Below are 13,879 nucleotides of genomic sequence, written 5' to 3' on the forward strand. Positions count from 1 at the left end.
CCTATCCTTTTACCGGAAAAAATACGGCGGCGATCACGAAAGCCAGCACAGAGGCCACAATGCCGTACATAAATGTATTGTATGCCACGCGCAGCAGGCGGTATTTCCGGCCCAGCACCACGCCGAGGTTGTAAATGTCGTGGATCATGTTGCTATAGAGGTATTCCCCTTCCTTCATGATGGTTTCCATGCCCTGTTCGTATTCCTGGTAAGTCATCTGGTGGAAGTTGCCGAAAAACAGCAGGTTGGCTTTTTTACTCCTGATGTCCAGGTCTGTAAAACGCCCGCTGGTCACGTTCGGCCGGGTGGCCAGCACCGAAAATACGATGGTGGTTACGCTCGTGGTCAGGAAAATGATGGCGGGAAGAATGAAGTTGGGGTAATCTTCCAGCTTGCGCAGCAGTACAGACAACAGTACGGAAATAATGATGGCGTTCACCGAGATCATGATATTGGCTTTGCTGTCTGCCATCGAGCTGAGGCGGATGTGATTGGTGGATGTGGTGCGGAACATGGTTTCCACGCCGCGTTCCGGCCGTTTTTCCTTTTCTTTTTTTTCTTCCTTCTTTTCCTGTTTCTCCAGCATCAGCGCTTTATCTTTATTTTCTTCGATGGCTTCGGCGAGTTTATGTTCGAGTTTGCTGCGCAGTTTTTCGAGGTTCTCTTCTTTCTGCTGCTTCAGCAAAGTGCGGCAATAAGCGGTATGATAAGTATGTGTTTCGAGGAACTGGATGCTGGATTTGGCCCAGTCCGCCCCTGAGATTTTCTGTTCGGTGGCCAGTTCCACTTCGGTGCGCAGCAGCTTGTTGCGTTTTGAAAAATCCTTGCTGCCGAGATGGAAAAGGTCTGCGTCGCAAACGATCTGCTCCAGCAGGTTGCGCGGGTGCTGCGGGATGCGGGTGGCCAGGATGCAGTCCGCCACGGCCTGCCCCATGCTTTCGGGCAGCTGCTGCTGTGAAATGAACGCCTTTGCGGCTTCGGCGCCGGCAGGCTCATGCTGCGTACGGTCGCCCAGTAAATAACCCATATCGTGAAACCATGCCGCCAGCAGCACCACCAGTTGGTCTGCTTCCGTAAGCCTGTAATACGCCGAGATCTGTTCGGCGGCCTGCACCACCTGCAACGTATGTGCGAGATTGTGATAAACCAGCACCGGGTCTGCATGTTGCTCATACTGGCGGGTAACATAGGACTGTGCAGCACTGATCACTGAACTTATTTCCATCTGATGTTGTATTTACTGAGAAAGAATTTCTATTTCCAAATTACGGCATTTTTTGCGTTAATTTTATTGTATAAAGAACGGCGTATGAAGATGATATTGCATGTCCTGGTAATAACCACCCTTTTTTCCTGCGATGCATTGGGCACCCGCAGCAAAGAGAAACAGACCTCGCCTGCCGGCTATAACCTCGGCCAGTACGAGCGTTTTAAGGTACGGGAATCGTTGCAGGAGATCTCAGGCATCGCGTTTTACCGGGACGAAGACCACTTTATGGCGAATAACGACGAACAGGGCAGGGTCTTCCAGGTCGGGCTGCGCGCCAAATCCGCCTATCCCACCTGGAAATTCGGCAAAGGCGGAGACTACGAAGAACTGGTCTTTACCGGCAAAGACTGGCTGGTATTGAAAAGCAACGGCTCCGTTTTCCGTATCGATTACCTGTTTTCCGATACTACCGAATCCACCGTGTACCACTTTCCCCACCCCGGCAAGCGGGATATGGAAGCGGCCTATTACGACATCCAGCGCAACCAGCTGATGGTGATCTGCAAATCCTGCGAGGAAGACAAAAAAACGCCGTTTACCAGCGTATACGCCTTCCGCCTCGATTCCATGGCTTACCTCCGGGATACGGCCTTCAGGATCAGGTCGGAAGACATTCCGGGGCTTGCGGAATCGCCTTCCCGGCATTTCCGCCCTTCCGGCGCGGCCGTGCACCCCATCGAAAAAAGAGTGTATATCGTGGCGTCCATCAACGAACTGCTGGTGATCACCGACCTGCAGGGCAATGTGCAGGAAGCGCACCACCTGCCGAGGAAACATTTTTCGCAGCCGGAAGGCATTACCTTTGCGCCCAACGGGGACATGTACATCTCCAACGAAGGCGACGATGAATACACAGCCGATATTCTCAAATTCAAATACCGTCCGAAAAATTGAAATACCTCGCCCTACTATTCCTCAGCTGTATCGCCGCCGGCGCGTTTGCGCAGGAAGACAGCGTGCAGCAGCGCATCATCCTGATCGGCGACGCCGGCGAAATGCATAACGGCAAAAACGCCGTGATAGACGCCGTTCGCCGCAACATCGACCTCAACAAAGGGAAAAATACCGTGCTTTTCCTGGGAGACAACGTGTACCCGCTCGGGTTACCCGACCCCGCCGCCAAAAACTTCGACGAAGCCCGCTTCATACTCGATTACCAGGTGAGCCTCGTGAAAGACACGAAAGCGGAAGGGATTTTTGTACCGGGCAACCACGACTGGAGCAAACACCGCCCCGAGGGATGGCGGCAGATCCGCAACCAGCAACATTATATCGATTCGCTGCTGCTGCCCAACGTGAACTTCCTGCCGAAAGACGGCTGCCCCGGCCCCATCCCCGTACCGCTGGGAGACGATGTGCTGCTGATCGTGATGGATACCGAATGGTGGCTTTATCCCGGCAGAAAACCCGGCGTGGAATCCAGCTGCGACCAGAAAACGGAAGACGAAGTGCTCACCGAACTGGCGGACATCGCGGCACGCAACCCCGGCAAGCTGCTGGTGTTCGCGGCGCATCACCCGCTGCGCAGCCATGGCATTCACGGCGGTTATTATACGCTCAAACAACATATTTTCCCGCTTACGGACGCCAAACGTTATCTCTACGTGCCTTTGCCCGTGATCGGTTCCGTATACCCGCTGGTGCGCGGTGTGTTCGGCACGCGTGAAGATCTGCCGCACCCGCTGTATAAAAGAATGGTAGCCGGCATCGAAGAAGCCATGCCCAACGATGCGCCGGTGGTATTCGTTTCCGGCCACGACCACAGCCTGCAGCTGATCCGCGAACGCGACAGGAACTTCATCGTAAGCGGCTCCGGCGCGAAAGACAACCGCGCGAAAAAAGGCAAAAACTCCCTTTTCGCCACCGACCTCAACGGTTATACCGTGCTCACCGTGATGAAAAACGGCCGCGTGCGCGCGGATTTCTACAACGAATCCGATGCACAGCCCATTTACAGCCAGGCCCTGCTGGACCTGCGCGATTATCGCCGCCGCCTCGCCGTTCAGGGCGCCACCGTGCCGCCCGCAACCGTTACGCTGCCCGCCGATCCGCAATACGCGGATGTCAACAATTTCCACAAATGGTTCCTCGGCACCAATTACCGCGACGTATGGGCCACGCCCCTCACCTTCCCGGTGATCGATCTCGATACGGCCAAAGGCGGCATGAAAATATTGAAACGAGGCGGGGGCAAACAAACCCGTTCGCTGCGCCTTGAAGATACCACCGGGCGGGAATGGGTGCTGCGCTCGCTGGAAAAATGGCCCGTATCGGCCATCCCGGAGATATTGCGCGAAACGTTCGCGAAAGAAATTGTGCAAGACCAGATATCCGCGGCCAATCCTTACGCGCCGCTGGTAGTGTCGCCGCTGGCGAACGCCGCCGGCATCCCGCATACCACCCCTTCTTTCGTGTACCTGCCGGACGATACCGCGCTGGGTATTTACCGGAAAGACTTTGCCAACAAACTTTACCTTTTTGAAGAACGCGAGCCCGTGACCGCCAGCAAAACCTACAATACCATGAAGCTGCTGGACGAACTGCTGAGCGACAACGACAACAGCGTAGACCAGGCTTCCGTGCTCTATGCCAGGCTGTTCGACACGTATATTTCCGACTGGGACCGTCACGACGACCAGTGGCGCTGGTACGCGGAAAAAAATAAAAAGACGAAAGTTTTTTATCCCATCCCGCGCGACCGCGACCAGGCGTTTTTTATCAACAGCGGCTTCCTGCCGAGAGCAATGAGCCGCCCATGGCTGCTTCCATACATCCAGGGTTTCCGGAAAAAAATTCCCTGGGTGCCTGGCATCGCATTCAACACGCGTTTTTTTGACCGCAATTTTTTGAGCGGTATGGGTGAAGACATGTGGAAGGAAAAATCGAAGCTGCTGGTGGAAACCATGACGGACAGCGTGATCCGCCATGCTGTGGCGCAATTCCCCGATACCATCCGCAAACAGACGGAAGACATGATGGTGAGCACATTGATCGCAAGACGAGCCATTTTGGAAAAAGAAGCGCTGAAATATTACCGCTTCCTCGCCAAAACCGTGGATGTGACCGGTTCGCAGAAAAACGAGCTGTTCTCCGTCCACCGCCTGCAGGATGGTTTTATGCGCATCACTTCGCAGAAGATCAGTAAAAAAGGCGAGCTGGAGCAAACGTTGTACGACCGCACCTTCAACCCCGCGCACACCAAAGAAGTAATGGTGTACGGCCTCGGCGGCGAAGACCGCTTCGTGATGCGCGGCGACGAAAAATCGCCCATCCGCGTGCGGCTGATCGGCGGCAGGAATAAAGATACTTATATCGACAGCAGCACCGCAGGCGGCGGCAAACGTGTGATGATCTACGATCTGAAAGGAAAAGAAGACAGCTTTGCCGTTACGCGCCGCGAAAAAATGAGATTGTCCACCAACCCGGAAGTGATCCACTACAACCGCTTCGCGTTCCGCTACAACCGCCTCATGCCGCTGATCGCGGGCGGCTATAACCTGGACGACGGCCTCCTGATCGGCCTGGGCGTGCAGTACGTGGGGCAAGGGTTCCGTAAAGATTCTTTTGCCGTGAAGCATACCTTCACCGGCGTGCACGCCGTGGCTACGGAAGCGTTCCAGTTCAAATACGAAGGGCAGTTCAACGACGTGATCGGCAAGTCAGACATCCTGCTGTACGGCATTGCGAAAGCGCCGCACAACACGGCGAACTTCTTCGGCTTCGGCAACGAAACCGTATACGACAAGGATATAACGGACCCACCTATACGATATTACCGCAGCCGCTTCAACCTGTATTCCGTTGAAGGTTTGTTGCGCACGAACCTCGCGCAAAACATCAGCTTCGGCATCGGCCCTTCGCTGACGGCTGTTACGCTGGAGCAGGAAGACAACGAAGGCCGGTTTCTCACCAATTACGACGCCCATGGCCTCGATTCGGCGAGCCTGTTCAAGAATAAATATTTCGCGGGCCTGCGCGGCACGTTCAACATCGACACGCGCGACAACGACATCGTCGCCACCCGCGGCCTCTCGTGGAACACCACTATCATCGGCAACAAAGGTTTGAGCCAGTTCAGCAACGACTTTCTGCAGGTACGGTCAGACATGAGCATTTACGCATCCCTGGGCCTGCCGCCCAGCGTAGTGCTGGTTACCCGTGTTGGCGGCGGTTATACCTGGGGCAAACCGGAATTTTTCCAGGCACTGTCTCTCGGCGGAACGGCCAACCTGCGCGGCTTCCGGAACAACCGTTTTACCGGCACAGGCATGTTCTATAACAATATGGAACTGCGCGTGAAGCTGTTCGACTTCACATCGTACATCCTTCCCGGCTCCATCGGTCTCATTGCGTTCAACGACCTGGGAAGGGTATGGCAAAAAGGGGAAAGCTCCGGCCAGTGGCACGACGGCTTCGGCGGCGGCATCTATTTCTCGCCCGTGAACCTGCTGGTGATCACGGCGGTGATAGGCCATTCCACGGAAGACACTTTACCGTACGTTACGTTCGGGTTTAAATTTTAGGAAGATTCACGCTGAGACGTATCGCTTTCAGGCCGCTGATGCCCTGCACCTCTTCCAGGTCGAGCATTTCAACATCCGGCAGCAATATGTTTTTGTTTTGAAGGAATTCGATGTATTTGCGGTATTCGTCCGCTTCGCGCGCGTAAGAATATACGATGGCGATCTTCCCGGGCTGCGTCAGCCTTTCGTTCGTATTCCTGATCCGCACTTTATCGATCCGTTTTTTCATGATCTCGTAGCGGATGTTGTAAGCCCCTTCCACATCAAACCTTCTTTCATCTTTCCGGAAACTGATCGCGATCGGGTTGCTGTGCGCGAGGATCAGCTGGGTGGTCTGCAAAGGCAGTTTCAGCCGCGGCTCCAGCTCATGCGTGATCTTCGCAATCGCCGCCATGCTTGAAAGTTGCCACAGGCGAAGGTTTCGCAGGTACAGCATATCGAATTTCCGTTCCGGCGCAATGGTCTGCCCGATATAGATATTGTACTCCACCCCGTCTGTGCGGTACTTTTCAAAGTAACAGGGGTAAGAACGCTGGAGCTGGTCTTTTTCTTTTTCGAGGTACTGGTTGATGGCCATATTGATGTCGCGCAGGCTTTCTTCGTATTCCCTGCGGTGATGGTACACGTGGCCGGTGGCTTTGTCGATCTTCTCGAAATATTCGTTCAGCAAAGGTTTCAGCTCGTCCCCGCTGTCGTACAAATGCCGGAAGGTAGGCGCGATCTCGTGGTCGAGGAATTCGTTGATCTTCACCTCGTCTTCAGCGAACAATGTATCGTGCATGCCGTTCAGCATACGGTTGTTCTTGTACTGCAGCTCTTCCAGCAGCGGCAGGTGCAGGTCGCCGTTGATCCGTTTGAAGGTTTGCTGTATCAGCAGCAGTTGTTCCTTCAGGTCGTCGCGGATGGCGGAACCGCGCTCTACGGAAGAGTTGCGGATATCTACCGCGCCGTACAGCGGGTACACGTCTTCGAAAAGGATATTGCCGATATCTTTTTGCTGCGCTTTGGGCGTATGCAGGTATTCCCAGGCCGCTTCGGTAAACTTCCATTCCACGGCGGGCTGCAGCGCGGTGAACTGGTCTTTGATCACTTCGTTGATACGTTCGTTCGCCAGTTCTATGCTTCTGCGCAGCAGCAGCGAGCCCACGGCGTAAGCGGATTGCAGCTGGCCGAGTATGTCCCAGTCCACCACCTGATCGCCGGTGGAGGCTATTTCCAGCATGCCGAGCAGGTTGTTTTCGTGCTGGATGGGAAACAGCAGGAAACTTTTAACGCCGTGCAGCGGCAGGTATTTGAGGAAAGGGTACAGCTCCACGGTCTGCCGGTTCACTTCGGTAAGCACCAGCGGTTGCGGGTTGTTGGCGAGGAACAGCTGGAGTTGTTCGTTGATGCTCTGGCGTTCCGCATCGTTGCGGGCGCTGGCGAATATGATGCTTTGGGAAATGTAGGTTGTTTCCAGCACGGATTTGTCGTTCACTTTCAGGAACGGCACGAGATGAATGTTGAGATCGGCGCGGCCGGCCAGCGTTTTCAGGTATTCGCGGGCCTGCGTATAGGTTTTCAGCTCGTTGTCTTTCCGGATGTTGAGCACGAGGTTTTTCATGCCGTTCACCACATGGTCTCTCGTTACGTCCTGTATGGTCCAGATCACGAAACCTTCCAGCGCGAAATTCTTCAGCGGCAGGATGCGCTCCAGCTCCTCGATGTCCTGGAACTTGAAGTCGCCGGCGCAAATGCCGCCGCAATCCAGCTTCGGCAGCTCGCCCACGAGTTTTACGTCCGTAAAACGCGGGTCGATGTGCACTTTGATGTATTTGGAAAGCCCGGTCTCGGGATTTACAATGTGATGGATCAGTTCCTGGTCGTAGTTGATAGGCAGGCCGTACCAGCGTTCGAGGATCATCTTGTAAAGCCAGTACAGTTTGTCGCGGCGGACCTTATCCACCGAAATGCCTTTGGGCACGGCCATCAGTTCTTTGCCGTCTTCGGTGAAGATCTGGCGGAAGCGGTCTGAGTAATAAAATATCGCGAAGCGGTATGGCACGCCGATGCCGTAGATGTCCCGGCTTTCGTCCATGGTCACGGGGAATACGGTGGCGGTGATGAGATCGAGGTATTCCTGGTACCGGGAAATGTCCGTGTCTTCCCGGAGCGGCTGTTGCAGCTCGGGATTACTCTCGAAGTGGCGGACGATCTCTTTGAAATACCCGGCGCGGGCACCCTGGGCCTGTTCCGCTTTGTCTTTCATGAACCTTATGAAAGGCACGAAGGAAATATGACTGTCTATCAGGTGGTCGTCCTTGAATAAGCCGGGGTGTGCTGTAAGTATCTTCATATGCAATACAAAATTCCAATGTGCTAACAGTCACAGTGCAGGAAAACAGATTGGTTGCGTGGGATGGTTATGCAAAGTTACGGGTTTTCCGATTTTAAAGCGGGTTGGGCGTAAAAATAGGTGACGCCTTCGTCCGCATCGTCGAAACTGAGGGGCTGGCGGTGGCGTACCTGGAAGAAGTAGGCGCAGAGCCCGAAATCGCCGGCGCAGCAGATGGCGTGGAACACCAGTATGCCGAGGATAAAGGCTTTCCAGGGAGCGGTTACCCACAGGAAAGCACCGGCCAGCAGCAGCGAAATGATCACGAACGGCGCCAGCGCGATATAACGGAACTGCCTGTAATTCACGGGGAAACCGTGCGCTACGGCATAAAACATCAGTTTTTTCCAGATAACGCCGTACCGTACGTCCTTCGCGCCGTACCAGCGGAAGGCCCAGCCGTGTATCAGTTCGTGCAGCGGCACCAGCAGCAGCGTGGCGGGCACGCCGGCGAGCGTGTACCAGAACACCTGGCCGCCGCTGAGCGCATCCGTTAAAATAAAATGGGCCGCGAAGGCGCCGATGCCTCCAAAGCCCATTAATATGATGATAAAAAATATAGTTGCGTACCTGTTGCCGGAGCGCAGGCCTTCCTGCAGGGGAACGGCCAGCTCGTTAAAGCTGAAACGGGCGTATTCCTCATACCCCTGTTCGCGGAGCGATCGGGCCAGCGCGTCCATTACATCGGGATTTCCAGCTGGTTCTTCAGCAGGTCTTCGATGGTATCCCGCTTGCGGATGAGGTGCGCTTTGCCGTCTTTTACCATTACCTCGGCGGGTTTCAGGCGGCTGTTGAAGTTGCTGGACATCTCGAAACCGTAGGCGCCGGCGTTGTAGAACACGAGGTAATCGCCTTCGCGCACTTCGTTGATCTTGCGGTCCCAGCCGAAAGTATCCGTTTCGCAGATGTTGCCCACCACGGTATAGATCCGGTCTGTGCCTTTCGGGTTGGAAATATTTTTGATGAGGTGGAAAGAATCGTAGAACATGGGGCGGATCAGGTGGTTGAAACCGGAGTTCACCCCCACGAACACTGTAGCCGTGGTCTGTTTGATCACATTGGCCTTTACCACGAAATAACCGCACTGGCTTACGAGGAACTTGCCCGGTTCGAACCAGAGCTGCAGCGGCCTTGCGTAGTTTTTGGCGAATTTGTTGAAAGCGTCGGTGAGCTTTTTGCCGAGCAGGTCGATGTCCGTTTCCGGATCGCCTTGCTGGTAGGCCACTTTAAAGCCGCTTCCCAGGTCGATGAACTCGAGGTCGGGGAAATGTTCGGTCATTTCGAACATGATCTCCACCCCGCGCAGGAACACGTCCACATCTTTGATCTCGGAGCCGGTGTGCATATGCAGGCCGGTTACTTTCAGTTTGGTGGATTTTACGATCCGCTCGATGTGGCGCAGCTGGTGGATGGAAATACCGAACTTGCTGTCTACATGCCCGGTGGATATTTTAAAGTTTCCCCCTGCCATAATGTGCGGGTTCAGGCGGATGCAGATGGGATAGCTGCCGCCGAACTGGTTGCCGAACTGTTCGAGGATGGAAATGTTGTCGATATTGATGTTCACGCCCAGTTCCTTGGCCGCGATGATCTCCTGGAGATCGACGCAGTTGGGGGTGAAAATGATGTTCTTCGGATCGAAACCGGCCTTGAGGCCGAGTTGCACTTCCTGGATAGACACCGTGTCCAGCCCGCAACCCAGCGAGTTGATATAACGGAGCACGTTGATATTGGTCAGGGCTTTGCAGGCGTAAAAAAAGCGTGCGTCCGCCTTGCTGAAGGCGGTCTTTAACTTCTCATACTGTGTTTTGATCTTTTCCGCATGGTAAATGTATACCGGGGTGCCGAACTCCTGCGCGGTTTTCACCAGGAACTCCGCGCTGAGAACATCGCTTTGTTTAGCCATTGTATCGTGTAAATTGAATGTGCGAAAATAATAAGAATATTAATCTTCCTTCATAAAATCGTCCAGATCGCGGCGTTCCTTTTTGGTGGGGCGGCCGATCTTGCTTTGGCGTTTGCCGGTATCGAAGCTGGATGCGATCCTTTGATTGAAAAGCTTATCTTCTTCCGGGGTAATATCCAGGTAATATTTGATAGCTTCGGAATATTGCACGCGGTTGGCCAGCAGCCCCGTCACTTCTATCTTCCAGCGTTTGGCTTCGGTGCGCACGTCGTACTGGTCGCCCACCACCACGGGGCGGGCCGCTTTTACGGCGGTGCCGCGCAGCTTTACTTTTCCCGTATCGCAGGCAGCCGCCGCCTGTGTGCGGGTTTTGAATATCCTGATGGCCCAGAGGTATTTGTCCAGGCGTAATTTTTCCGCGCTCATGGGCGCAAAATTACGCAAATTGTCGTATTTGACCCCTGATTTGTCTTATTCAGGGCGCATCTCCATGGCAGGATGAGCCTACTTTTGCGATACACACACTAAATCCCGACGTCATGAAAAAAACTAAAATCTTCTACTGGATCGTTACCGGCCTGATGGCCGCTTTCCTCGGCATGGGCGCTTTCTTCGACGCCATTTCCGCGCCTGAAGCCGTAAAAATGATCTCCCAGGACCTGGGCTACCCAACTTACCTCGTGCCTTTCCTGGGCGTGGCCAAACTGCTGGGCATCATCGCCATACTCATTCCAGGCTTCCCGAGAGTGAAAGAATGGGCCTACGCCGGCCTGATGTTCGACCTCATCGGCGCCACCTATTCTTCGCTGGCCGTGGGCGAGCAACCGGGAGCCACCGCTTTTATGCTCATACCCATCGCCTTTGTGATCGCCTCCTACCTGCTGTATCATAAACTGCGCAAAGAAAAGCTGGCGCAGGCCGGCCAATCCGATGTTCTTTTCGGTTGATAAAATATGTGCACAATATCGGTCCGGGGTTAACGGGAAGCAACACCCCGGCCGCTGTTTTGCAATAAAAACCAGCGGGGAGTTTGTATCTTTCGGTACTTGTATCTATCGGAATGAAAAGGAACCATCTCCTCTACCCCTTAATCATCGGCGCGTTTGCGCTGTTCACCTGGCTGATCATCGCCCAGGGCGAAAAATTACCGGAACGCGCGGCCACGCCGCTCACCAATGCCATTGTACAACCGGCCCCTGTGGCGCCTCCGCCAGCGGGCGGCAACGTGCTTACCGAACTGCTGCATCACGCACAACATCCGCTGGCGATACTCCTGATGCAGATCATTGTTGTGCTTTGCGTGTCCCGCATCTTCGGCTACCTGGCCCGCAAGATCAAACAGCCCGCGGTAGTGGGCGAGATCGTCGCCGGTATCGTGCTCGGACCTTCCCTGTTGGGCTGGCTTTCGCCGGCCGCCATGGAAGCCATTTTCCCGGCAGGCTCCATGTCCAACCTTCAATTTCTCAGCCAGATCGGCCTCGCATTCTTTATGTTCATCGTGGGCATGGAACTGGACATCAGCAAAGTCCGCCAAAAGGCGCACGATGCAGTGATGATCAGTCATGCAAGCATCATCATACCGTTTTTCCTCGGCGTATGCCTGGCGTATTTCACGTACCGGCAATATGCGCCGCCGAACGTCAATTTCCTGTCTTTCGCCCTGTTCATGGGCATTGCCATGAGCGTAACGGCCTTCCCGGTGCTGGCGCGCATCGTGCAGGAACGCGGGCTTAGCAGCACCCAGCTGGGCGCTATGGCTATTACCTGCGCGGCGGCAGACGATCTCACCGCCTGGGGCATTCTGGCCGTGGTAGTGGCCATCGTGAAATCCGGCGGTTTGCTCAGCGCAATGGTTACCATCGGGCTGGCGCTGGTATTTGTGCTGGCGATGCTGTTGGTGGTGCGCCCGTGGCTGAAACGACGCATGAGCCGGCTGCAGGGCACGAAAACGAAAGTGGCGCTCGGCTTTTTTGTGCTGCTCATCGCCGGTTACCTCGCGGAAGTGATCGGCATACATTTGTTGTTCGGCGCTTTCCTGGCCGGGGTCATCATACCCGCCGAAGCGAATATCAAACAGGTATTGCAGGATAAGCTGGAAGATGTGAGCGTGGTGATACTGCTGCCGGTATTTTTTGCTTTCACTGGTTTACGTACACAGATCGGGCTGTTGAACGACGGCAGCCTTTGGATGATATTTTTCTTCGTGATGCTGGTGGCGGTTGGCGGGAAGTTCGCCGGCTCCGCGCTTACGGCCCGCATTGTAGGGCAACCCTGGACCGAGGCCTTGTCTATCGGCGCGCTGATGAATACCCGCGGCCTGATGGAACTGGTAGTGCTCAATATCGGTTACGATCTGGGGATTCTCACGCCGCCGGTTTTCGCGATGCTGGTGTTGATGGCGCTGGCTACCACGTTTATGACCGGCCCTGCGCTGGACATCATCAACAGTTACAAATACAAATACGCCGCGAAGGGGGAAAAGGCCCTGCATTAGGATATTGTTTTTACGGGAACCAGGCAAAAAAAAAGACCGCCCGGTAGGCGGCCTTTCTCTATCTTCTGAACTGACTATTTTCTTCTTGTAGTTGTTTTTTTGCGGGTAGTAGTGGGCTTTTTAGCAACTACTTTCTTTTTCGGGTTGGCATTCACTTCAGGCTTTTTAACCGGGGCCGGGAAGCGGGATTTGTCAACCGTAGCAGCTTTGTCGTCGAGCGTGAGTTGGAGGGATTCTTTGAGAATTTCCTCTTTTTCAGCCAGGAACAGCTTCATTTTTTCTTTCGGGATACGCAGGTCGTAGCTGTTGCTTTCGCCCGCCAGCGCCTGGGAGAACCCGGGGTTCAGGCGTTCCAGCTCGGCAGGTTCCATGGAAAGTTTTTTCGCGATGGCTTCGAGCCTGTATTTGCCCGAAATATTGAACTCCACCGTATTGAACATATCTTCTTCAGTAAGCGGCTGCGCCTTGCGGAACTCCGCGGCAGTGCTCATACGTGCGGCCGGGGCTGCGGCGTAATTGTCGCCTACGCCAAAGAAGGTATTGAAACGGTCGAGAATGTAACCGGTAGCGATGAATTTATACACATGCCCGCGGGATTCGGCCGGGAGGAAATACTGGATACCCCAGAAATCGCTTCTGCCGGAGATCCGCTGTGCGCGCTGCACACCGCCGGCGCCGCAATTGTAAGCCGCTACTACCAGTAACCAGTCGTCGAACTGCTCGTACAGTTCGTTCAGGTATTTGGCGGCGGCCACGGTGGATTTGTAGAAATCTTTCCTTTCGTCCACTTTTTTACCCACGTTCAGCCCGAAGATGCGGGCGGTGCCGCTCATAAACTGCCACATGCCTACCGCGCCAACGCGGGAGCGGGCGTTGTAGGACATACCGGATTCGATCACGGCCAGGTATTTCATTTCCTCGGGAATGCCGTGGTCTGAAAACACCTTTTCGATCATGGTAAAATATGGCGCCGAGCGTTCCACCATCACGGCAAGGTGACGGCTGTAACGGGTGGCATAGTCATTGATATAACCTTTTACGAAATGGTTGCCGAGTTGTTCGTACACTTTGGGCGTACGCACTGCAACAGGCATGTTCTGAGCAGCCTGTTTAACCGCCTGTGAAGCGGGCGCACCGCGCACCACCGTGTCTTTCGGCAGATGGGCGGATTTTTTCAGCGTAACGGAGGTATCGGCGTGCGTTTCCTGGAGCGGAAGCGCTATCTCCTTAGGGCTCTCGCTGCTGGCGGCTACCGCACTGGTGCTTCCCGCTAATACCGGCAACAAGAGTAATAAAAAGACTTTCGTCATAC

Annotated in this window: 10 protein-coding genes; 4 read left to right on the forward strand and 6 right to left on the reverse strand. The window is 54.6% G+C overall.

All coding sequences use genetic code 11. The features are described from left to right. Position 1 precedes the first annotated feature (1 nt). Positions 2-1,225 carry a Pycsar system effector family protein gene (locus tag J7I43_RS08880; protein WP_209145318.1) on the reverse strand — a complete coding sequence of 408 codons (1,224 nt, stop codon included), beginning with the start codon at positions 1,223-1,225 and terminating at the stop codon, positions 2-4. Positions 1,226-1,309: 84 nt separating this feature from the next. Between J7I43_RS08880 and J7I43_RS08885 the strand changes: the two genes are divergently transcribed. Both J7I43_RS08885 and J7I43_RS08890 read left to right on the forward strand, forming a co-directional pair. Continuing rightward, positions 1,310-2,164 carry a hypothetical protein gene (locus tag J7I43_RS08885; RefSeq protein ID WP_209145319.1) on the forward strand — a complete coding sequence of 285 codons (855 nt, stop codon included), beginning with the start codon at positions 1,310-1,312 and terminating at the stop codon, positions 2,162-2,164. Continuing rightward, entirely contained in the window at positions 2,161-5,793 is a 3,633-nt protein-coding gene (locus tag J7I43_RS08890; protein ID WP_209145320.1) for a BamA/TamA family outer membrane protein, read from the forward strand. Before J7I43_RS08885 ends, J7I43_RS08890 begins: the two co-directional genes overlap by 4 nt. On the opposite strand, the gene J7I43_RS08895 is transcribed toward J7I43_RS08890, so the two are convergent. From J7I43_RS08895 to J7I43_RS08910, 4 genes are all read right to left on the reverse strand, one after another. Continuing rightward, positions 5,783-8,128, reverse strand: a complete 2,346-nt coding sequence (locus J7I43_RS08895; protein ID WP_209145321.1) for a hypothetical protein — start codon at positions 8,126-8,128, stop codon at positions 5,783-5,785. The genes J7I43_RS08890 and J7I43_RS08895 overlap by 11 nt on opposite strands. A gap of 77 nt (positions 8,129-8,205) precedes the next feature. Beyond that, positions 8,206-8,847, reverse strand: coding sequence for a DUF3267 domain-containing protein (locus tag J7I43_RS08900; protein ID WP_209145322.1), 642 nt, complete (start codon positions 8,845-8,847; stop codon positions 8,206-8,208). After that, positions 8,847-10,073 carry a diaminopimelate decarboxylase gene (gene lysA / locus J7I43_RS08905; protein ID WP_209145323.1) on the reverse strand — a complete coding sequence of 409 codons (1,227 nt, stop codon included), beginning with the start codon at positions 10,071-10,073 and terminating at the stop codon, positions 8,847-8,849. The genes J7I43_RS08900 and lysA overlap by 1 nt, the downstream gene beginning before the upstream one ends. Before the next feature lie 39 nt (positions 10,074-10,112). Continuing rightward, positions 10,113-10,499 (reverse strand): RNA-binding S4 domain-containing protein, encoded by a 387-nt coding sequence (locus J7I43_RS08910; RefSeq protein WP_209145324.1) that lies wholly within the window; start codon positions 10,497-10,499, stop codon positions 10,113-10,115. Positions 10,500-10,612: 113 nt separating this feature from the next. Between J7I43_RS08910 and J7I43_RS08915 the strand changes: the two genes are divergently transcribed. Beyond that, complete coding sequence (locus J7I43_RS08915) at positions 10,613-11,020, forward strand: DoxX family protein (RefSeq protein ID WP_209145325.1); 408 nt, start codon at positions 10,613-10,615, stop codon at positions 11,018-11,020. Positions 11,021-11,133: 113 nt separating this feature from the next. Continuing rightward, positions 11,134-12,567, forward strand: a complete 1,434-nt coding sequence (locus J7I43_RS08920) for a cation:proton antiporter domain-containing protein (RefSeq protein ID WP_209145326.1) — start codon at positions 11,134-11,136, stop codon at positions 12,565-12,567. Positions 12,568-12,641: 74 nt separating this feature from the next. On the opposite strand, the gene J7I43_RS08925 is transcribed toward J7I43_RS08920, so the two are convergent. Next, entirely contained in the window at positions 12,642-13,877 is a 1,236-nt protein-coding gene (locus J7I43_RS08925) for a lytic transglycosylase domain-containing protein (protein WP_209145327.1), read from the reverse strand. Between the last annotated feature and the right edge of the window lie 2 nt (positions 13,878-13,879).

Origin of the sequence: Chitinophaga chungangae, assembly GCF_017742215.1 — a bacterium.
GTDB classification, from domain to species: Bacteria; Bacteroidota; Bacteroidia; order Chitinophagales; family Chitinophagaceae; genus Chitinophaga; species Chitinophaga chungangae.

Coding starts and splice junctions, on each gene's coding strand:
- J7I43_RS08880 (WP_209145318.1), bottom strand. CDS start 1,225: ATGGAAATAAGTTCAGTGATCAGTGCTGCACAGTCCTATGTTACCCGC.
- J7I43_RS08885 (WP_209145319.1), top strand. CDS start 1,310: ATGAAGATGATATTGCATGTCCTGGTAATAACCACCCTTTTTTCCTGC.
- J7I43_RS08895 (WP_209145321.1), bottom strand. CDS start 8,128: ATGAAGATACTTACAGCACACCCCGGCTTATTCAAGGACGACCACCTG.
- J7I43_RS08900 (WP_209145322.1), bottom strand. CDS start 8,847: ATGGACGCGCTGGCCCGATCGCTCCGCGAACAGGGGTATGAGGAATAC.
- lysA (WP_209145323.1), bottom strand. CDS start 10,073: ATGGCTAAACAAAGCGATGTTCTCAGCGCGGAGTTCCTGGTGAAAACC.
- J7I43_RS08910 (WP_209145324.1), bottom strand. CDS start 10,499: ATGAGCGCGGAAAAATTACGCCTGGACAAATACCTCTGGGCCATCAGG.
- J7I43_RS08915 (WP_209145325.1), top strand. CDS start 10,613: ATGAAAAAAACTAAAATCTTCTACTGGATCGTTACCGGCCTGATGGCC.
- J7I43_RS08920 (WP_209145326.1), top strand. CDS start 11,134: ATGAAAAGGAACCATCTCCTCTACCCCTTAATCATCGGCGCGTTTGCG.
- J7I43_RS08925 (WP_209145327.1), bottom strand. CDS start 13,877: ATGACGAAAGTCTTTTTATTACTCTTGTTGCCGGTATTAGCGGGAAGC.